The organism is Cardinium endosymbiont of Nabis limbatus, from assembly GCF_965196625.1.
In the GTDB taxonomy this organism is placed as follows: domain Bacteria; phylum Bacteroidota; class Bacteroidia; order Cytophagales; family Amoebophilaceae; genus Cardinium.
This window is the reverse complement of sequence record NZ_OZ239769.1, coordinates 113,494-135,034: the sequence shown is the minus strand read 5'-3', so window position 1 is coordinate 135,034 and position 21,541 is coordinate 113,494. Positions and strand designations below refer to the sequence as shown.

The 21,541-nt window shown below is 37.8% G+C and carries 17 protein-coding genes and 1 pseudogene; 6 read left to right on the top strand and 12 right to left on the bottom strand.

Going from position 1 to position 21,541, the window contains the following annotated elements:
• Positions 1-17 precede the first annotated feature (17 nt).
• On the top strand, positions 18-1,502 hold the full coding sequence (locus tag ACOALF_RS00625; protein WP_419241532.1) for an HD domain-containing protein: 1,485 nt from the start codon (positions 18-20) through the stop codon (positions 1,500-1,502).
• Between the two features lie 105 nt (positions 1,503-1,607).
• On the opposite strand, the gene ACOALF_RS00620 is transcribed toward ACOALF_RS00625, so the two are convergent.
• Positions 1,608-2,900 carry an aminopeptidase P N-terminal domain-containing protein gene (locus tag ACOALF_RS00620; protein ID WP_419241531.1) on the bottom strand — a complete coding sequence of 431 codons (1,293 nt, stop codon included), beginning with the start codon at positions 2,898-2,900 and terminating at the stop codon, positions 1,608-1,610.
• A 203-nt stretch (positions 2,901-3,103) separates the two neighbouring features.
• The gene (gene mutL, locus ACOALF_RS00615) at positions 3,104-4,909 is read right to left on the bottom strand and encodes a DNA mismatch repair endonuclease MutL (RefSeq protein ID WP_419241530.1); all 1,806 of its coding nucleotides are present in this window, start codon (positions 4,907-4,909) and stop codon (positions 3,104-3,106) included.
• Between the two features lie 647 nt (positions 4,910-5,556).
• On the opposite strand from mutL, the gene ACOALF_RS00610 reads away from it, so the two are divergent.
• The 5 genes from ACOALF_RS00610 (at position 5,557) to ACOALF_RS00590 (ending at position 11,689) form a co-directional block, all read left to right on the top strand.
• Positions 5,557-5,736 (top strand): hypothetical protein, encoded by a 180-nt coding sequence (locus ACOALF_RS00610; RefSeq protein ID WP_419241529.1) that lies wholly within the window; start codon positions 5,557-5,559, stop codon positions 5,734-5,736.
• The gene (locus tag ACOALF_RS00605; RefSeq protein WP_419241528.1) at positions 5,711-6,766 is read left to right on the top strand and encodes a hypothetical protein; all 1,056 of its coding nucleotides are present in this window, start codon (positions 5,711-5,713) and stop codon (positions 6,764-6,766) included. Before ACOALF_RS00610 ends, ACOALF_RS00605 begins: the two co-directional genes overlap by 26 nt.
• The gene (locus tag ACOALF_RS00600; RefSeq protein ID WP_419241527.1) at positions 6,759-8,033 is read left to right on the top strand and encodes an HD domain-containing protein; all 1,275 of its coding nucleotides are present in this window, start codon (positions 6,759-6,761) and stop codon (positions 8,031-8,033) included. Before ACOALF_RS00605 ends, ACOALF_RS00600 begins: the two co-directional genes overlap by 8 nt.
• A 150-nt stretch (positions 8,034-8,183) precedes the next feature.
• The gene (locus tag ACOALF_RS00595; RefSeq protein WP_419241526.1) at positions 8,184-10,187 is read left to right on the top strand and encodes an ankyrin repeat domain-containing protein; all 2,004 of its coding nucleotides are present in this window, start codon (positions 8,184-8,186) and stop codon (positions 10,185-10,187) included.
• Positions 10,188-10,450: 263 nt separating this feature from the next.
• On the top strand, positions 10,451-11,689 hold the full coding sequence (locus tag ACOALF_RS00590; RefSeq protein WP_419241525.1) for a sodium:solute symporter family protein: 1,239 nt from the start codon (positions 10,451-10,453) through the stop codon (positions 11,687-11,689).
• Positions 11,690-11,821: 132 nt separating this feature from the next.
• On the opposite strand, the gene ACOALF_RS00585 is transcribed toward ACOALF_RS00590, so the two are convergent.
• From ACOALF_RS00585 to ACOALF_RS00540, 10 genes and pseudogenes are all read right to left on the bottom strand, one after another.
• Positions 11,822-13,120: an HlyD family efflux transporter periplasmic adaptor subunit gene (locus ACOALF_RS00585; protein ID WP_419241524.1), complete on the bottom strand. Its 1,299-nt coding sequence runs from the start codon at positions 13,118-13,120 to the stop codon at positions 11,822-11,824.
• 12 nt (positions 13,121-13,132) lie between these two features.
• Positions 13,133-15,322: a peptidase domain-containing ABC transporter gene (locus tag ACOALF_RS00580; protein WP_419241523.1), complete on the bottom strand. Its 2,190-nt coding sequence runs from the start codon at positions 15,320-15,322 to the stop codon at positions 13,133-13,135.
• A 77-nt stretch (positions 15,323-15,399) separates the two neighbouring features.
• Complete coding sequence (locus ACOALF_RS00575) at positions 15,400-15,702, bottom strand: CPBP family intramembrane glutamic endopeptidase (protein WP_419241899.1); 303 nt, start codon at positions 15,700-15,702, stop codon at positions 15,400-15,402.
• A gap of 5 nt (positions 15,703-15,707) precedes the next feature.
• Positions 15,708-16,040, bottom strand: a complete 333-nt coding sequence (locus tag ACOALF_RS00570) for a hypothetical protein (protein WP_419241522.1) — start codon at positions 16,038-16,040, stop codon at positions 15,708-15,710.
• Between the two features lie 167 nt (positions 16,041-16,207).
• The gene (locus ACOALF_RS00565) at positions 16,208-17,422 is read right to left on the bottom strand and encodes an IS256 family transposase (RefSeq protein WP_419241131.1); all 1,215 of its coding nucleotides are present in this window, start codon (positions 17,420-17,422) and stop codon (positions 16,208-16,210) included.
• Between the two features lie 1,023 nt (positions 17,423-18,445).
• Positions 18,446-19,132 (bottom strand): CPBP family intramembrane glutamic endopeptidase, encoded by a 687-nt coding sequence (locus ACOALF_RS00560; RefSeq protein ID WP_419241898.1) that lies wholly within the window; start codon positions 19,130-19,132, stop codon positions 18,446-18,448.
• Positions 19,133-19,482: 350 nt separating this feature from the next.
• A pseudogene (locus ACOALF_RS00555) lies at positions 19,483-19,812 on the bottom strand (PD-(D/E)XK nuclease domain-containing protein); the annotation flags it as partial.
• 89 nt (positions 19,813-19,901) lie between these two features.
• Positions 19,902-20,972, bottom strand: coding sequence for an AAA family ATPase (locus ACOALF_RS00550; protein ID WP_419241521.1), 1,071 nt, complete (start codon positions 20,970-20,972; stop codon positions 19,902-19,904).
• Positions 20,973-21,073: 101 nt separating this feature from the next.
• Positions 21,074-21,316 carry a group II intron maturase-specific domain-containing protein gene (locus ACOALF_RS00545; protein WP_419241520.1) on the bottom strand — a complete coding sequence of 81 codons (243 nt, stop codon included), beginning with the start codon at positions 21,314-21,316 and terminating at the stop codon, positions 21,074-21,076.
• A 70-nt stretch (positions 21,317-21,386) separates the two neighbouring features.
• Positions 21,387-21,494: a hypothetical protein gene (locus ACOALF_RS00540; protein WP_419241897.1), complete on the bottom strand. Its 108-nt coding sequence runs from the start codon at positions 21,492-21,494 to the stop codon at positions 21,387-21,389.
• Between the last annotated feature and the right edge of the window lie 47 nt (positions 21,495-21,541).

Genomic DNA, 21,541 nt, shown 5'->3' with positions numbered 1-21,541 from the left:
CGCTTTATGATTTGGCTATGGTGCCTGCTGCTGCTGTGGTTGGTCCGCACAAAGGATATGGTACTATTTTAGGGCAAGTTGTGCATAAAATTGAAGAGTCTATCTCTTTTTTAGATAGCGATATGCCTATTTATAAGCAAGATTTCCAGAGCATTATTAATAAACTCTATGATTGGGTATGGTATTTTAATAAAAGAGAAAAGGCTAAAAAGCATGCGCTGTTGCAGCCTGCTAAAATTTCTTTTGATAAGCTGATCCGTAAGGTAGAAGTGGCTTTATCTCAAGAGACACCTGATCCGCCTAGGCTATTGGTAGAAAAAATAAATGACCCTAGTGGGCAGCTAACTGCTCATATTGTTTGTGATATCAATCAGGTAGTCTATCTATTGGTTCAGGCGGTTTTACGGGTTAGTGGACTAGCAGGCGCTGGTCCACCAGTTGTGCGCATACAAATCCATTCTACTGCTTTGAAATTTACCCAAGCCGACCCTATTGGCGTTAGTTATCCTATCTTTATGGATTTTGAAGCTACCGCTTGGGTAATAAGCCAGGTTGGTACAGCGCCTGACTTGCTTCCTAAGGTGCACTCCTACTATGCTGATGTAGTAGGTGGTACAAATCCTTCAGTCAAACAAGTAGTACCACCATCGATAGATTTGCAACACGCAACCATATCCAGTATTGTGGGTGCCCACTATGGCTATTTCAAGCCTCCTGTTGAGGCCAGTGAAAAAGCTATAGTATTGGTACTGCCCAGTGATGTTACGGCCATTCGTGATAAGATGACCGCTAAACTGCCTATAGATTGCTTAACGGTAGAAGCGCTTATCACCCCAAAAGAGCAAGCAGACGCTATGGTTACCTTAATGAAATTCCATGACTATGTTTGTAGGTCTTTTTGTGAAGAGGATCCTATTGATATAAAGACCATTTCAAATTTACTTTTATTATTGCGCAAACATTTTGGCGTTAAGCGGCATGCTTCCGGTCAATTGTTTTATGTACGGGCGGTAGGTATTGCTGAATTGGTGGTAGAATGGGTATTTCACTCTCCTAAAGTTATTTATGCCGCTTTGCTCTATGAGCTTGTGCGCCATACCTGTTTGCCACTTTCTTATGTTAAACAACATTACAATTTAGGTGTCTATGCCTTTGTCTTGAATCTGGTCAGTATAGATCAACATCAAGCGTTAGATAATCTTTCTTTACTCTATGTGCAGAATCGTTTGAAGAAAGCGATCAAGGAAGACCATATCCAGCTTTCTGTGCTCTTTATAAAGTTGGCTGAACGGCTCTATGACCTTCGTCATGCAGCGGGCTATATCCATCTTACAGAGGTCCGCCATATGGCTCAAGAAACCTTAGCCATAGATGTTCAACTGGCCAATCAATACTTGGATCCGAAGATCGGAAAAGCATTGGAACAAGCGGCTAAACAAGCATTGAATCTTTGTACAAATACCAATCAGGCAAAAGATAAAAATAGTTACATGGAGACTTGATTTTTTACCTTTTAATCAAGGGAACAGGGACCTGCATTTTTTATAGGTAAACATGCAAGCCAATCTACACAGGGAAATAATGTATATGCCGCTAATGGATAAGGCTTATCCATTAGCCATTAATGCCTCTATTTCCTCTACCGCTATAGGGACATTTTCTGTTAAATTTTGCACCCTATCCGCTCTGATCACTATATTATTTTCTAGCCGTATGCCGATATTTTCCTCTTTGATGTAAATACCCGGTTCTATGGTCAGGACCATATTGGGTAGTATGGTGCCATGGGTATCCCCTAGGTCATGGGTACTCAGTCCCAGATGATGCGAAATGCCGTGCATGAAATATTTTTTATAGGCTGGCATTTCTTTAGATTGATTTTTAATATCTGTAGTCTTGATCAGGTTGAGGCCTACTAGTTCGGCTTCTACCCACTCGACTACTGCTTTATGGTAATCTACAAAAGATAAACCTGGACGCAATAGCCCCTGTGCCGCTTTTAATATCCGTAGCACCGCTTGATATACTTGCTGTTGTCTGGTCGTAAACTTCCCATCAATGGGTATAACGCGTGTTAGATCAGCTGAATAATTAGCATATTCTGCACCTACATCTACTAGGAGCAATGCACCTGCTGGGCAGGGGTTATCATTTTGGATATAGTGTAGAATACAGCTATTTGCACCGCTGGCCACAATAGGTGCATAGGCAAACCCCCTTGATCCCCTTCGGAGCAACTCATATGAAAGCAATGCTTCTACTTCATACTCCATTACGCCAGGCCGCACCATGGGTAGAATAGATCGAAATCCAGCTTCTGTAATATTGCAGGCCGTTTGTATAAGGGCAATTTCTGCTTCATCCTTTATGCCTCGCAGTTGTTGCATAATCGGTGCAATGCGTCTATACTGATGCAACGGATAGTGGTCTTGACACCAACGGATAAAGCGTCTCTCTCTAGTCGATATAGGCACATTTGCCCTTGGATGTTCATTTGTGTTAAGATATATTCCATCCGCCAAACCCATTAGGGTATGTAAAATTTGCTTAAACGCGCTGGTCCAGTGCACCGTAGCAACCCCACTGATGCTACTTGCTTCTTCTTTGGTCTGCTTATTCCCTTCCCAAATGGCTAGTTGTGCGTCTGTTTCTTTTATAAATAAAATTTCTTTCCATTCTGCTTTTAGCGCATCTGGGTAGAGTAATAAGATCGTTTCCTCTTGATCTATCCCAGATAAGTAGAAAAGATCACTATTTTGGACAAATGGCATCGTTCCATCTGTGTTTTTGGGCATTAGGTCATGGGCGTGTAACACCACCAAGCTATTCGGGTGAAGCTGCCTTACCAGTTTTTTTCTGTTTTGTATAAATAGATTTGGATCAATGGTTTTATAACGCATAAGATTGTTTAAAAAGTGGGTGTGCTTTGTTTTATGCCCTATTCTAGGTAGATGGTTTCAAATATTTCCAGTATTGTGCATTTTTGAAGACTAGCGTTAGCTGGTGTAGTTTGCATTTCGTTCTGTTAATTGTTTAAAGCTAACCCTCTTTGGGTAAGATCTGTTAAGTACAAGTTACCCTTTTTGGGTTTTCATAAACCTCCTTATTTCAGCAACGTTGCCAAACTATCTTTTGACAACATGACACATATTTTTCTTCCATCTGGTGTATACATCGTATTGCTCGATGAGAACAGCTGTGCCAATAAAGCATCTATTTCGATCCCATTTAATTTGGTGCCATGCGCTATACTCGCTTTTTTCGCTAATGCCCTGATAAAAGCCTCTGAAGCTTCTAGCGTATGGTTGCTATTGTTCCATTTGAGTTGTTCTACAAGTCCTTCTAATAATTGTTTGGGTGCATGGTGGCTTAGCTCAGCTGGACAGCCATGGATAATAATAGTAGATTCCCCAAATGGGTCAATGATAAAACCCAATGCATGCAAGGTAGCTTTATTTTCTAATAAAATCATATAATCCCCAGGGTTTACTGCTAGATGCTCGGGCATAAGCAACTGCTGTGATGCACCACTTTTATTTTGAAAGTGATCCATAAACTTATCGTATAATACCCGTTCATGCGCCGCTTGCTGATCAACTAAAAGGGCGCCAGACTGCACCTGTACAATAATATAGCTCGTATACAATTGTACAGCGGTTCCCGCTCCATGTTGATGCTGCAATGGGTCACCCATTTGGTCTAACCCGGGTGGTAGCGTGGCACTGTTATCCCTTTGATCCGTAAATAGACTTTGCCATGCTTCTTTAGATGACGTAAAAGATGGTGTAGCGCGCGCTCCTTTAAATTGTACATAATGGCGCTCTTTTTCTGAGTGGCTAGGGCTGTTGTTTAGCTGAATAGGATGGGTAAAACGCAGCAGAGAAAAATTAGTATCCTGCTCAAAATCTAAAGAATCCACTACATGATGCGTCGCCAGACTTTTTTTAATCGCAGCTTGTACAATCGCATAAAGCGCTTTTTCATCTTGGAATTTAATCTCTGTTTTAGTAGGGTGCACATTTATGTCAACCCATTGAGGGTCAATCGTTAAATACATTGCATAAAAAGGAAACCCATCTGTTGGCAAAAGCCGCTCATAGGCATTTTTAATTGCATGGTTTAGAAATGGGCTCTTTATAAATCGCTGATTTACAAATAAAAACTGTTCTCCCCTTGTTTTTTTTGCCTGTTCTGGTTTGCCTATATAGCCTTCTATTGCCACTATATTAGTAGTTTCTTTGCACGGGATCAGTTGTTTTTTATAACTTTCTCCAAATAGATGGACAATTCTATGGCTTAATTTTTCTGGTGAGAGTTTATATATCTCCACATCGTTGTGGTACAGCCTCCATCCAATATCTGTTCGAGCCAATGCGGCATGCTGGACTTCCTCTAGAATATGCTTGAATTCTACCGGATTAGACTTTAAGAAATTTCTCCGTGCGGGAACGTTATAAAATAGATTTTTAACACTCACCTTAGTGCCTGGTGTGGTAGCGATCGCTTCCTGTTTTTTGATCTTAGACCCCTCTATAGCGATAAATACTCCAATAGGCGCTTCGTGTAGACGGGTTTCCATTTCTACCTGTGCTACCGCTGCGATAGAAGCCATAGCCTCTCCTCTAAAACCCATGGTTTGGATTTTAAATAAATCATCGGTGCTGGCAATCTTAGAAGTGGCATGTTTTTCAAAACACATGCGCGCATCTTCTTCACCCATTCCTATCCCATCATCAATTACTTGAATAAGTTGCTTTCCAGCATCTTTTATAATAATTTTTATATTTTTGCTTGCTGCATCTATTGCGTTATCGAGCAGTTCTTTTACTACAGAAGCAGGGCGTTGTACGACCTCCCCAGCTGCTATTTGGTTAATGAGTAAATCAGAGAGAAGGCGAATGGTATGCATGATCGTAGTGGGATATGATGATTAGAACAGATCTTTTTCAAAGCTTGATATGGTATCTTCTCTGCTATTCTATAAAAATTAGCTAGCATGCTGTTTTGCAAATATAATCGCTTGTTGGCAGAAAAAGCACTGTAAAAGTTATATACTTGCAATGAAAAATACTTGTGTAAAGCCCCCGAAACGGTTTATTCAAAAAGGAGGCAGATAAATTTGTAGATTCTAATTTTTTTGGGTAACATAAGTGAATAGCCTCTAGCAACGAAAGATGTGTTTTTCTATCAAGATTAGGGTAACCCATTATCTTTATAGATTTTTTCTTTTCAAGGTTATTTAGAGGATTTTGTATAACCTCTTTGCTCCAGCTTTTTGGAGCGCTGGTTCAATACAATACAAGGAATGGTTTTAGCCATACAACAACTTTATGTTAGGTTATGTGATGATCCATTCCTGACCTGTTTATTTTACTCAAGTTACATACACAACCTTTAACTAGGTATGGAGGTAGATTATAACTGACCTAGCCAATATAATGCTTGCTAGGTAAAACCTACCCTATGCCTATAGAGCTGTTATGTAGACCTTTATAACTAAAAAAAACAAATATGCTGAACAATATACGTAAAAATCAATCTATATGCAAAGCCCCCATGGGTTCTAAGGTAATTTTATCGACCATTACTATATTTTTACTTGGTAATCAGGGTGGTTGTTTTGGTTCTTTGAGTAATTCTGGTCAAAAAAAGAATAAAGGCCTTTCGCCTATTGTACCCATATCACCATATGAACAAAAAGCACCTAGTGATGGCAGTTCCCCCTGTAGCCGTTAAAAGTGCCTCTATAAAGCTAGAATCGGTAAGTTATCTAAAAAGGGATCATCAACTTGGCCTTATACAGATTGATCCGAACCACCAATGCGGGGAGGCTGAATCTAAAAAAATGGCGGTGATTTTTTATGCTTCTAGAAATTTAAAGGATTGTTCAAGGGTGCATCTTTCCAATCAAGGGGTTACTGTAACCTATTGGGATGGTAGTACTGAGCAACTTGATAGATTTATAGAGGTAGATGAGGCATGGTGTGATCGATTGGCTAAGGACAACACGGTAGAGCGATTGTTCGGAAAAGATGGCTGTAGTAAGCTAGCAGCAGCAACCTGTGCCGAGGATTTTTCCATTTTTAATGCTTCAAATTATGGTATAGCATCCGTTTATGATGCTGAGCATTTATCCAGTGAAGGTGGCATAAAATTGGTTCAGGATAAGTTCAATAAAGCAAAATTTGAAAATATAGATCATGTAGGTTTTATGGGTACAACATCTACCCCTGTATTTACTAGTGAGCTGGTTCAGTTGGTAAGACATCTTTCCACAAATATGGTGCAGGCTACAGATATCATCACTTCTGCTTTGGTTTGTGGCAATAGATTGCAACCTGCTGCAAGCTTATCCGGAGATGTTGCTTATTGCTATATTAGGTATCGTAATCGTTATCGTCTCATACCATTCAATAATAGTGCCTCCTCTGTTAAAGGGGATGAAGGTAATGGGCCAATATATAGCGGAGTAATGGAGCAAGTAGCTTGCCCAAGCCCAAGGCAGACACTTCAAGAAGACGTAGCGGGTATTGGTGATTTGGAAAAGCCTGAACAAACTACTGAGATGGGGGTTCAGACGGACGATAGTGATTATTATAGTGGTGATGATGGAAGTGATGACTGCATTAATAACAGCAATACGAAAGATCTATCAGAAGAAGATTGTATTAATGGTACAAATCATGATTTTATTGATGATAATTACGATCATGATACTTTTCATAAATCCGAGTATTTGTGTAATCCTAAAGACGCTGATGCGTAAGGTAGAGTTGGCTTTATCTCAAGAGGTAGCTGATCCGCCTAGGCTGTTGGTAGAAAAAATAAATGATACGAATGGGGCGTTATGCCCCTATATGGTATGTGACGTGAACCAAGTAGTCTACTTGTTGGTTCAGGCTGTTTTACGCGTTGGTAAGCGAGCGGATGGCGCTGCACCAATTGTTAGCATACAACTGCACCATACTGCTTTGCAGTTTAAGCAAGCTGATCCTATTGACGGCAGCTTGCCTGCCTGCATCCTTTTTGAAGCGACTGCCCTGGTAGTCAGTCAGACGCATGTTGCTTCTAAGGAATGGCCTACCGTGAAAACGTTTTATGATAATAGGGCAGATGCTATGAGCGCTCAAGCGCAGCAAGAAGTGCCCCCATCCATAGATCTGCAGCAGGAAACCATATCCAGTATTGTGGGCGCCCACTATGGCTATTTGGAGTATATGGTGCATGAACCTAACAAAGAAGCTAGTATCCTACTGGTATTGCCTAATGATGTTACCGATATTCTGAGCAAGATGACTGCTGCATTGCCTATAGATTGTTTAACCCTAGATACTCCTGTTACTCCTAAGGAACAAGCCGACTCCATGATGGCATTAATGCAGTTTCATGACTATGTTTGCAAATCTTCTCATAACATGGATCCTATTGATGTAGGCACCATTTCGGGTTTGCTTTTATTGTTGCGCAAGCACTTTGGCTTTAAGCGGCATGCATCCGGTCAACTGTTTTATGTACGTGCCGTAGGGATTGCCGAATTGGTCGTAAAATGGGTTTTTCACTCTCCTAAGGTGATTTATGCCGCTTTGCTTTATGAGTTGGTGCGCCATACCTGTTTGCCCCTTTCTTATATCAAGGAACATTATAATTTAGGCGTCTATGCCTTTGTCTTGAATGTGGTGGGTATAGATAAACGCCAAGCCTTAGATCATCCTTCGTTGCTCTATGTGCAAAATCGCTTGAAAGAAGCCATTAAGGAGGAACATGTACAGCTTTCTGTTTTGTTCATTAAACTAGCCGAACGGCTTTATGACTTACGCCATGCTTCAGGCTATATACATCTACCAGAAGTAGCGCATATGGTGCAAGAAACCCTAGCGATTGATGTTAAGTTGGCCCATGCCTATTTGGGTCCAGAGATAGGCGACCTGTTAGAAAAAGCTGCTAGAGAAGCATTAGCGCTTTGTAAAGATGTCGGTAAAGATGAAAAAAAAATAAAATCAGTTAGTGCATTGCCTGTGTCAATAGTATGCTGAAAACGCCAATTTCTATCCTTAAAAAAGCGCAACAAAAGTCCTTTTTTACCACTGGTTTAAACAGGAACTTTTTGTTTTAAAAAATATTTTGCTATAATGTTTTTTGAGTTTTGATAAAATGATCATTTATTCTTTAAAGGATTATGAAGCATGTACGATGGCAATAGATGGTTTCGTTTAATGATCATTTGCATAGGGTCTCTGTTATTTACTACCGCTTGTAGTAAATTAGGTGTGGTAAATCTAAAGTGCGATTTAGATGATCTGGATTATGAGAAACTTAATAATGGTGCTATCCGCCAGCGTGATTTCTCTACCATGGATTGGTCTAAAGTTGATTGGTCTAAGGTTGATCTCTTAAAAGTTAATGATCAGCAGACACTGTTTTGCAAAGTAATAGAAGCGAGGGCACGCTCCGATCTATTGGAAGCGCTTTTAGAACACATTAAATGCAACCCTGAAAAGTACCCTCCTAAAAAAGTATTATACTTAATAGCTGGCTATGTTAGCGATGACACTAGGCTAGTAGGCATGAATATAAAAATGCCTCTGTTGATGCGGGCAGTGATTAAAGGTCATTTGGATGACTCTGATATAGCACTGCATATGTTAAAGCTGTTATTTACGACGCTTTATCAATATAAATATGGTTTAGATGCATGTGCGGAGGCATTTTACCAACCGTTCGGTCCTGGAAAATACACCATTATGCATGCAGCAGTAGAGTCTGGTAACGTGAAAATCGTATCATATTTAATAGATATTTTTAGTCAAATTAAAAAAACGCAAGGTAAGCCCCAGCCTTCTATACCGAATCACTTAGTAGGTATATTAAATATCGAAAATAGCGCAAAGTCAACACCGTTGGGCCTGGCATTTCAAGCCTATGCTTTTTTACATGATCCAAACATTTTAAAAATAATACAGTGTTTATTAAAGCATATCGATGCTTTGTTCCAAATAGAATTCCAGTCTCTATTGCTTCTTCGTGACTTAGCCGAACATAGCGATAGTGATCAGGTAAAAAAAATATTAAGGTATAACGATCCTTTTTTGCAAATAGCATCACAGTCTGCATTGCCGCTTCATGCGCTAGCCGAACGTGGCGATAGTGACCGGTTGAAAAATATGCTGGATGCTATAAGAGAGGCGTTAGAAAAAATCAATAGGTTCGAATATAAAAAGATGATGGAAGAGATTGTGAATCTGAAGGGTGAGTGTGACCGTACCCTTTTGTATTATACCGTTATATGTGAGGCGGCTAGCTCCTCTAAGAGCGATACAATCGAATATCTAATGGAATTAGGGGCCAGTTGCACACAGGCCGATAAGCATGAGATATCGCCTCTTTTTATAGCTATTGCCTTTGGTGCGTTAGATATAGTGAACCTGTTATTGGATAAAAAATTTTCCGGTAATGTTTCATTACAATCGGATATAAATCGTCAAGGTTACGCTGGGTTAACCCCTCTGAATTTTGCAGTTTGGTGCAAAGAGAAGGTCGTCATCTCAGTCATATCAAAATTATTTGATACCTATATAAAGTACTACAATCGTGGTGTGCATTATAAGCCTGTGAATGATGCTGCATTGATAGGAAAAGTTGATGCTCGGATCGTTCAAGCATTACTTAATGCTGGCGCTGATCTTTCGATACCAAATGAAGTTGGTGAAGGGCCTTTTGGCAAAGCAATCAAGAATAAAAACTTTCAGATCCAGGAGTTGTTGCTCAATGTTGGAGCTGATTCGCTAGCAGCTACACATTTTGATGATTTTCTGAAACATGTACCTGCTAAGCCTTTTTCAAAATTGTATAGGGGACGTGTGATCTGGATCTTTACACTTATGTTGCAACGGGCAATAAGGTCGACTCAAGTTGTAGGTGTAAAAAGTAACCAATGTGACCTGATGGATCTATACATGGATTGTCAGTCAGTTTACAAATATGGTGCCTATAAAGGTCAGCGTAAGCCGTTGCAATACTTGTTGGCTTCTTTACTACAAGATTATGGGATATCCACTAAAATTATGGCTGAGTGTAACAGCAAAAAAAGGCCATTCGATGCTGATGGGTGCGCTATTGTAGATACAAAGTGTAAGCGAAAAGGTATTCAGTCATGTGATGGTTCAAGTGGTAGATCCCATGCAACCTAGTTTTATAATGTATAGCAGCGTTCACGCAACTTACTATATTTGGTCATGTTATTTGATATCCCACTGCTTATCGTCCTAGCGTTTTTATTATCTGTTGCATTGGTAACCGTCTACGGTACTAGAAAAAGGGTTCCCACCTTTCGCTCCTATGCTGTAGGCAATAGGAAATTTTCTACAGCTAACTTGGTTGCTACTGCGTTAGCCGCTTATTATGGTGGGGCTACATTCATGAGTTATGTAACCCAATTCTCTGATGGGCTCTTTTGGATAAGTTGGAGGTTTTTGGTGTGGTGGCTGTTTTTTTTACCCTTAGTTGGTTGGGCATGCGTATGTCCAAGTTTATCTATCATATCTCCATGCCAGAGACAATGGGTCGTGTATATGGCCCCTATCCAAGGGTTATTACCGCTTTATTGAGCGTTTGTTATTCTACTGTTGTGGTTGCTATGCAAATTCATATTATGGCACAGGGCGTAAGCATATGTATCGAATCGGTTAACCCATTGTGTATTACAATGCTGACCACTTTATTATTGGTTGTCTATACTATATTTGGTGGCATTCGTGCCGTTGTCTTGACAGATGTATGGCAATGTATCATTTTTTCTAGTCTGATTTGCGTTTTGGCCTGGTTTGTATTTAAGCAAACAGGCGCCTCATTGGGTGAAACTATTGCCTTTGCAGCAGCGCAAAAGAAATTTGGTTTGGGCCATTTGTTGCTTTATGATAAAAAGCTAGTGGCTACCTTGCGGTACCTGGCCACTATGGTAAACTGTATAGAACCTGTTTTTATGCAGAATGTCTATATGGCTTCTAGTATCTCTCAAGTAAAGAAAGTGTTTTTATATGCTGGTATTGTTGGTTTGGCTATAATGGTGTGTTGCACACTAGTTGGTTTATTTATTTTTTCATGGGTACCATCTCATCTATCAGGAATAGCGATTTGGCATTATATAATCGCGCATACCCCTCCTCTATTAAAAGGGATTATTTGTACTTGTTTATTAGCTATGACCATGTCCACAGCTGATTCTAGGCTGCATATCTGTTCGGTTATGATCAGTTATGATATACTCCCCAATCTATTTCCAGTGCGTTTTAGAAAAAATCTTTCTTCTGCTTACCATTATAGAATGGCACATATGGCTATATTGTTTATAATGATTTTGACCATCCCATTGGCGCTTAGCAGTAGTTATTTTGTTGTGGATAAGGTGGTGCTTTGGTGTAGCCGTTTATATGTGCCTGTAGTGGTTGCGCCATTTATTTTAGCTGTTTTTGGTTTTCGTAGTCCACCACGTACTGCTTTGATTGGTATGCTTGCAGGTACACTAGCTGTTTTTGCTTGGCGGAAGTGGATTTTTTCTCTGCTGGGTACAAATGATGGGGTCTTCCCTTGTATGTTGGTCAATGGCTTAGTTATGTTGGCTGTACACTACTTACTGCCAAAGCCAAAGTATACAAAAGAATCAAATGATTGCCCATTGAAGCAAATACAATGATATGATGCGCAAATGAGTGGTCTATTGCAACGACGTCATTACACTTGCCTTTATAAGCTGTTCGTATGCAGCGTTCTGGTTGCCGTCGATAAAAAATTTGGCGCACAATAATGCAACGAATTCCGCAATGTATTACCTAATGGTTAACAATCGGTAGATCATTCTTGTTAGAAGACGAATAGCCTTGGTCACAATTTCTGCTTCGCATTTCATACTAGGCTTAAAGTCAATTAATTTACCATAGTTAGTAGTTAATCCGTTCGTCAGTAATAGGGTAACCCGGTAGGTAGATCGATGAGGAACTAATGCCACTTCATTTACTACTCCTGCAAGGTATCCATATTCTTGATCTGGATAAGCAGCAAACTTAATGCGCGCCAACTGTCCCTTTTGGATTTTACCATATCCAACTGAAGGCAATTGCACTTGAACTAAATAAGATTCATTAGCAGGAACAACTGAAAAAATTGCCTGACCGGCTTTTATCTGTTGACCTTCATACCAGCGGTCTAAATAACAAACATTTCCAGAAAATGGGGCCATTAATAAGTAGTGTTGCTGCCAATCCATTACTTCCTTTTGTAAGTTTTGTAAGGAGGCATAGATAGCTGATTCTAATAATGCTCTGTCTTGTTGGTATTTAAAGGTAAGTTCTTTTAACTGTTTTTGATAGTTATTCAGTGTAATTTGATATTCAACTATAGTTTTTTGTTTATTAGCCACATCTTCTTTTGCATGTAGCAATAAGGATTCTTGTTTAAAGAAATCCACTTGCGAGATCATTTTACGTTGGTACAATTGTTTACAGGCTCGAAATTTTATTTTTTCTTGCGTCATTTTTCGTTGGGAATAGGTAAGCTGTAGTTTAGTAATATGTAGCAGTACATGGGTAGATTGTATTTGAGCTTTAATATGTTTGCAACTCGATAAATGGTAATCATTTTGAAAAGAAGTAATATACTGTCGTATATACTTTTGAAGGGTATTATAGGCCTCTTGGATCACCCCAAGTATCTCACCATCACCATAGGAATGATGCGTTGGGCAATATCGTTCACTTGGAAAGTAATGTTTTCTTAAATCCTTTTCTACCATAGTCAGCCACCTTTTAAGATGCACAATGGCTGCTTCACTTAGTGCATTTTTAATCTCAGCCAAAGGTGTATGGGCTGCTACTATTGTATTATCTGGTACATAGATGCGACCAATGGTTCCGTTTTGCGCAGTATGTACAGTAATTGGCGGAATAGTACTGGTTAAGTAACCTTTTCCCTCTATGATATCTGGGTATTGAATGAGCCAAGTTATAAAGAGTAACATAGCCAGTAGTGCAGCTATTACCATCATGCCCCAACGTATCATCCAGTGGGGAATATACCCTAATATTTCTTGGATGACTATACTGCGTAATGTAAGCTTGCTATGCTCCATATTGGCTATATTTCAAACAGCCAATTGGTTTTTAACCAATTGGTAATAATGGTTCTGAATAGCAAGTAGTTCTTGGTGGGTACCCTGCTCTAAGATCTTACCTTGACCTAATACCACAATTTGATCTGCATGACAAACGGTACTTAGTCTATGGGCAATGACTACTGCTGTTCTACCCTTAAAAAACTTTTCTAATTTATCCATAATATAGTGTTCATTAGTAGCATCTAATGCACTAGTGGCCTCATCAAAAAAAATACACTGTGGATTTTTATAGACCGCTCTAGCAATTAATATACGTTGCTTTTCTCCTGTACTAATGCCTATACCATCCATACCCACTCGAGTATTATAACCCAAAGGAAGCGCATCAATAAATTGCCCAATACTGGCAATTTCTGTGGCGTAGATGAGCCGCTCTTCATCAATTTGATCAGAACCTATTGCGATATTGCGCGCAATGGTGTCATTAAACAGAAAACCCTCCTGCATGACCACACCACAATAATTACGCCAAGTATAATGTGCAATCTTATTTAGATTAACATTCCCAATACAAATACTTCCTTTATTTACTACATAAAACTTAAGCATTAGCTTCATTAATGTAGTCTTTCCACTTCCACTTAGACCAACAATGGCCGTAAGCTTATTAGCTGGAATGGTAAGATTTACATCCTTAAGCGTAGGGATGGCTTTACCGCTATATCGAAAAGAAAGGTTGTTTAAGATAAGATCATGAGATACCAATGGTAAGTGGGTAATCAACTGACCATCTTCCATTTGCTCATCTGTCTTGTTATCTATTTCAGAAAGTCGTTCTAAGGCAATAGAGGTGTCTTGTACGGTATAAATAAAATGGATCAATTGCTCAACAGGACCATGTAGCTGGCCCATAACATAGGAAACAGCCATCATCATACCTATGGTAATTTGACCATTGATAACCAGTGTAGCAGATAGTATACCCACTAAGATGTTTTGTATTTCATGCAAAATGCCAGCACCAACTGCTTCTATTTGTTCTAGAGATAATCTTTGCATATCAATTTTAAAGAGTCCTGCTTGCAAATATTCCCATTCCCATCTTTTTTGGGTTTCAGCATTATGCAATTTTATCTCTTGCATGCCATTCAGTAATTCCATGACTTTGCTATGCTCCTTACTGGATTGTGCAAACTGCTTATAGTCTAATATCTTTCTTTTGTTTAGAAAAAGTAAAATCCATAGAACATATAAAATATTTCCTATAGAGTAGATTAAAAACAATTGCACATTGTACCAGATAAGAAGTGGCACAAAAATGATGAGCTGAATAAAAGAGAAAAAGAGGTTTAAGGTGGTAATGGTTAAAAGCTTTCTAATCCGTTCATGGTCATGGATACGTTGCATCATATCGCCTATCATTTTTACATCGAAAAAGGCCATAGGTAATTTCATAAGTTTTACAAAAAAATCAGAAATAATGGCAATGTTGATGCGCGTACTGATGTGCAACAGTAGCCAACTGCGTATTAATTGAATACTGGTACGCCCTAAGAACAGTAAGACTTGTGCGCTTAATACTAAGTAAACAAAATGCAAATTGGCGTTTTTAATACCAATATCGACCACACTTTGGGTTAAAAAAGGACTGATCAGTTGTAAAACGCTGGTAGCTATAATCCCTATACAAAGCTGTATGATAAAGCGTTTGTAACGCAATACATATTGGAAAAGAAAACCAAAGCCTTGTTGTGAAGGGGCGTTATCTTCTTCTGATTGTGCTAATTTTGGGGTGTGTTCTAGTAGAAGTGCAATACCTTCTGTCATTTCTGTTGTTGCATGAGCGCCTATCCAACCTTCTAGAAAGTCTTTTACACTAAAAGTTATATGTCCATGGGCTGGGTCAGCTACAAAAACCTTATCTTGCTTGATTTTATAGACTACTACAAAATGATTTTGTTGCCAAGAGATAATACAAGGGAGTGGCGCCTCTTGCATGAGTTTTTGTAAATTAACCTTTACACCTAGTGTCCGGAATCCAATCTTTTCTGCCGCGCTACTAAGGTACAAAAGAGAACTTCCTTCTCTAGTAGTTTCGGAAAGTGTGCGTAGGGTCTGTAACGATAATGTACAACCATAATGTTTAGCAATCATCCGTAAGCAAGTGGGACCACAGTCCATAGCATCAGGTTGTTGGTAAAACGGAAAACGCGACATAAGTTATGTTTTTTTAATCATTATAAGCTCCTTACATAACATTCGATGTATTACTTTTCTTATAAAGATTCAAAACTTTAAAGCCAAGATAACTCAAATATAGACAAACGATAATGCCAGCTATACAAAGTGGAGCTGATAACCATGTTTTTATCTGTTTTTCTATATCCCTTAGCAATACCCGGATAGTTTGCAACCAGGATACAAGTAGTATTACTTAAAAAATGGCCTAATATAGGCAGTAACAAACTATCTGTAAAATAATAGATACTGCCATAAAATAGTCCTTCTAAAAATAAATGTATAGCTGCATAAGGCAGAAGATGGATGACGCTAAACAATACAGCTGAAAAAATTATTGCAAGTAATGGGTTTTTTATTTTTTCTAGAAAAATGTTTTGTAAGATTCCACGAAAAAAAAATCTTCATATAGTGCAGGTACTATACATTGATCAGCTATTATCAACATTAGAGAAGGCTTAAAACTAAGATCTTTATAAAGCAATTGTAAACGATTTTCCTGATCTTCTACATCCGTTAAGTATTTTGCATAAAAGTTAGGGCTATAATCTATGAACATACTGAAGATCAGTTCCTCTAGTATAGAACATAATACAAACAAAAGTAGGGTAGTGCATAAAGAGATAGGGTTTGGCCAAAACTTGGCTTTAATATTTTTTGTTTGACTTAAGCCTACATGCCTTAAATATTTGCACATAACACTTATAAATATAATTGGGAATACAAATAACTCTACTAACCTAGCTTGATTTGGCGTCAATACATTAAACATTTTTAGCATGTAGATTATCCAAGAAAAAAGAAGACAGTAAAATAAAAAAATAAAAAAAGAGCCTGTAAATTATTTTGTGTAAGTGCCGTTTTTTAGGAGAATCTTCCCTCAAATTCGATAGCGAATCGATTCAGAGCCGCTCTCCAATCATGTAAAGACATAGTCCACTTTTGTGATGCCTTCTGTATGGCTAAATATACTACTTTTAATGCAGATTGGTCATTAGGAAAAATTTTACGGTTATTGATAGATTTTCTAATAACGCTATTGAGTGATTCAATGGCATTGGTCGTATAAATAATTTTTCGTATTTCATCAGGATAGTCAAAAATAGTTATAATGTTGCTCCAATTTTTATGCCATGAACGACTAATAGCTGGATATTTTTTATCCCATTTTTCACTAAAAATAAGAAGTGCTTCTTCCGCTTGCTCAAGAGAAATAGCGCGATAAATAACTTTAAGATCCGATGCGACGGACTTCATGTCCTTATAGGGTACATAACGTAACGAATTACGAATAAGATGAACAATGCATAACTGAATTTTGGTTTTTGGAAATACTGTATTAATAGCATCTGGAAATCCGGTTAATCCATCAACACAAGCAATAAAAATATCCTTAATGCCACGATTATTTAACTCAGTTAATACTGAGAGCCAAAATTTTGCACCTTCGGTTTCTGCTATCCACAAACCAAGTAATTCTTTTTGCCCTTGACAATTAATGGCTAATGCCAAATAAATTGATTTGTTGATTACGCGTTTATCTTGATGACACTTGATAACGATACAATCTAAATACAATATGGGATATACTGTTTCTAATGGACGATTCTGCCAAACAGTAATCTCCTCAATAACAGATTCAGTTACTTTCGAAATTAAACTGTGTGATACCTCTGTACCATACAGCTCTTTGAATGTATCTGAAATATCTCTGGTAGTCATCCCTCTAGCATAAAGAGCCAAAATTTGTTCATCAAATTCAGTGAAGCGAGTTTGCCCTTTGCGAATGATTTGAGGATCGAACGTGCTGTTTCGGTCACGTGGCGTATTAATTTCCATTTCGCCAAAATCACCCTTTAATCGCTTAGGAGAGTAACCATTACGGCTATTTCCCGTGTTCCTGCCTTCTATAGCATGCTTTTCATAGCCAAGATGATCCTCTAATTCTGCATCCATAGCACGTTCTACCGTGATTTTTAATAGTTGCTTGCTGAGAATAGCTAAATCTTTTTCACTCTTAATAGACTTCGACAATTCATTTAGTAGATTTGGATCTATATTTATTTGTTGTTGTTCCATTGCTTATGACTCATTTATAACTAACGATTTAATCCGTTAGATTAGTTAATAATAAGCATTTACACAATTTTATTTACAAACTCTAAAAAAGCAGCTAAAAAGCTTTAACAGTTTTTTAGATATACTCATAATTTTAGTCCATTGGGAAAGAACTTTATAACGTGTACAATCATCTATTTTTTTCAAAATATTTTATAAAAAATCTCTAAAAAAACGTTTAATGGTTAATGGGCATTATAAAAAACACAAATTAAATGATACTATCTAATATTATTAGAATTGGCCATTTACATGAAACCATTGATACAGGACTATACTGTATTTTCTACAACGCCCATAACTAACTATATTAATATTCAAATGATGCGTTACATAATAAAATTAATTGTTACTTCTTTGGTTGTACATTTGGATACCTTAATTGTAAGTCCATATAATTTATGTCAGCCTGTTGTTGCCAAGCTTTATTCCAATTCTCCTTGAACTGTTTAAAAGTATCAGATTTTGCTGCATCACGGACTGCACTCCTAAGCCCATCCGCAGCTTCACCTACTACTGCCTGCTTAAGTATCTTTCCTGCACAACCATCAGTTTGTGGATTTGGTTGATTTATTCCTCCTTATACGCTCCATTGCTCCCCTATCGAGGCTAACCGATCTAAAACTATTTAATCTGTTCATAATCATAATTATCTAATTAATTTAAACCTATTCGATCCCCATAAAATACTTTTTTAATAATTTTATTTATTTATTGGGTCGAATTTTTATATTAAGTATAAAAAAGTATATAAGCAAGTGGCTATGGGATTTTATTGCATCTGCAAATCGTGCTATTAACGTGCGTTTTGGATTATTCTATTGTGTTTGATTTTGATAATCAGTACTAACCTGAGTTCAGGATTAGCATAATAAATACGGAACGCTCTTTTTGAGGAATTTTATTATTCAATACGGTCATGCCATACACAACCTGATCTTCTTACAATGCTAATATAGAAAGCCTTATAGGTGCAACAGATATCTACCTATTAGCCAATACTTTACATAATTTATGTATCAAAAGTATACATATCCCTTCTATACCTATTGCTTCTAAAATGGTTAGGTGAGCGATCCAATGAAATATATCTGCATATCCTTTATAGGCACAGTAGTTAACTATATTTGCTAAAATATTATAGCATCCATGTGCAAATATAGCTAATGCGATGTTTTGTTTTACGTAATATAGATAGCCGAAAACTAAGCCTAAGCCACAATAACCGATTAGATAGTAGAGATTTAAATGGTATAAGCTAAACAATAATGCACTGATCAATAGCGCCCATCTATGTTCTACTTGTTGGAATAACATATAAAATAATAGGCCTCTGAAAAAAAATTCTTCAAAAAATGGAGCTATAATTACCTGATTAATCAATTGTATAAATAAATAAACACCACCCTTAATAAAGTTTGCATCGTATGAATTTAAAATGTCGTTACTCGTTTCCCATGCCCATTGTTTAAATGTCTGGAAGGAGTCAGGCAAAAGCGATAGTTTACTATAAAAAAATACAAGCGTTGAGAAAAGCACGCAACATATTAACCCAAAAGCTATATACAGATCGGCTTGCGTAGGACGTGTAATGCTAATTGCCTTCCATAATGTTATGGATTCAACAGCTTTTAGGTATAGGCAAGTGGGTAGTAAACATGTAAGAACCATACTAATCATGATTCGTAAAGATTGTACTATAACTGATTTATTTAAGCACTCTGTCGTTGAACAGACTGAAATGATTATACAGTCAATAATGGAATAAAGTATGTAACAACCCAATAGAATAGCTATAAGGCTGGTCCATTTACGTAAAATAGATGGTTTAGAGGAAGTTATGTTTTGTACCATAAACATCTTTGCCTATTAATTATTTAGGAATAAATTTACACTACCTTGACAGTTATATTCAAATTTAGTTCGGAATGTCAAATTCACAAATTTATAAAATGTTATTAGCTATATTTTTACTATTGACTTGAACGACAGATGCTTTTCTATGAGACCTATTGCATAACCTATTTTTGAAAATACCCCATCGCATTAACGGAAAAGCTTTTACGTGGCATCACCTTAAAAGCATGTTGCGCATTGCGTTGATGTACTTCAATAGTTGACTCTGTAATGTTGCGTTTTGCAGCATCATATTTTAAGCCTACGAATACTTTTTTGTTGCATGTATGGAATGGCGTGCTATAATCTTTGTCGTAGATTTTCTGCAAAGCTTCTGAGACCGATTTTCCTGCTTTTAACTCAAAAATGTAAGCAGTTTGGTGCTGTTTATCCTCTAGCGCAATATCCAAACGGCCTAGTCCACTGGCTAATTCCGCATTCACTTGCATACCCTGCGTAGTATGAAAAACCCCGTTGAGAAAGGAATATAAAGCGCCCTGAAAACACCTCTCTGTTTTATCTAGAAAATGGTATCCTGCTTTCGCTAAACACCCCCTTTAATAAGATTTAAAAAGCCACACCATTTTTCATTTCTTAATGCATCTAAAATAGAATTGCTATATGCTCTTCCTGTTTCTTCTTGTTTTTCGGCTATATACCTAGATAAGGTCAGCTTTAAAGAGGATTTTACTTCCTGGTTAGGAAACTTTAAATAATAGTCCGTTGCATTTTTATCTTTTTGTGTGTCCTCTTTAAATCCATTAGGATCTAGGGTAAGATAACCGGTTTGGTACATTAAAGGGAGTAAGGCTATTTCGTTGAGCGAACTGGCCAAGGTTTCAAAGTCTAGCTGATGGATGGCAAAGCTAGAGCTATCCCAAAGGATCATAAATCTATCGATATTATTTTTGATTTGTTGTAGTAAGATGGCAGGGTTACCAGAGTTGGACCAGTAATTACCAAATGATTTATCTCTAAAGAATTTTAATATAGAATCGGGGTTATACATCCGTCTTGTACGCTTATTGCGGCTAAAACAGTATCCATTGTAATATTCTTTTAACGCTTGTTTGAGTTGTGCGGCTATATAGTTTTCTGATTTATCCCAGTTTTCTTGTAAATTGGTTATAATTTCATTAACATATAGCTGCTTACCATTAAAAAACAGGTTATTCATATCCTCTTCTGTATACCCTAGCATCTCTGCATAATCCTCATGCAAGGATAGGTCATTGGCCGAGTTAGCCCCTGAGGTAAGGCCAGATAAATGAAACTTGGTTACACCCGTTACAAAAATAAATTTACAGTCCTTTTGACGACTCTTTAAAACTTTGAAGAATGAACTAAACAGAGAAAGCACTTCCTCATACTGCCCTTTTGTGCAAGAAATGAGTGGACTGTCGTATTCATCGATTAAGACAATAGGGGTAGGTTCGTAGTGGTCCAGCTCGGTGCACAAATCAAATACTTCTGATAAGTAATCTTCACAAGCCTCATCTATTTCGATATTGATCTTATCATGAACTTTATGCGCCTTGGCGATCTTATACAATTTTCTGTTCAGGCCCTTTTTTAATTCCGTTGGGTTATCTTTGGCCAGTTCTGAGAAATTCAACCAGGAGAGTAGACCGGTGGAACTTCCCCACCAGCCCCTCGCAGAACTGCACGGAAATCTCTCGATTTATGCAGCTCCCATTATTTAGCCTTTGATCTCTCTCATAATCTCAACCCAAGCGTCCAATGATAGAATATAGATGGAGAATCAGCTCTCACTTTTCTTAGAAATTGCTTTGCTAGATTTTCGTGACCTCGTAGTTTCTTATACTTGGCCTGGAGCCACCTTACGAGATATCTCTCTATATTAACGAGAGGTCTGTACATCGCCGATTTATAAAACCTGCCGTAGTACTGATACCAGCCTCTGACTTTGGGATTTATTTTCTTTGATATCGACTCCAACGTGGTCCACGTGATGTGATGTATTCTCCATGATTTTATGACTCTCTGAACCTTGATGCTAGCTTTCCTACTAATTTCGGGTAAAAAAGAGCAAAATATTGTCCCATTTATAACTTTTATCTTTGTAAATAGCGCACTCCTTAAACAAAGACTTTTTGTCTTGTGCGATTTGATCTATCGTATCTAGTAATAGAGATTTGCCAAATCTACGCGGCCTTATAAAGA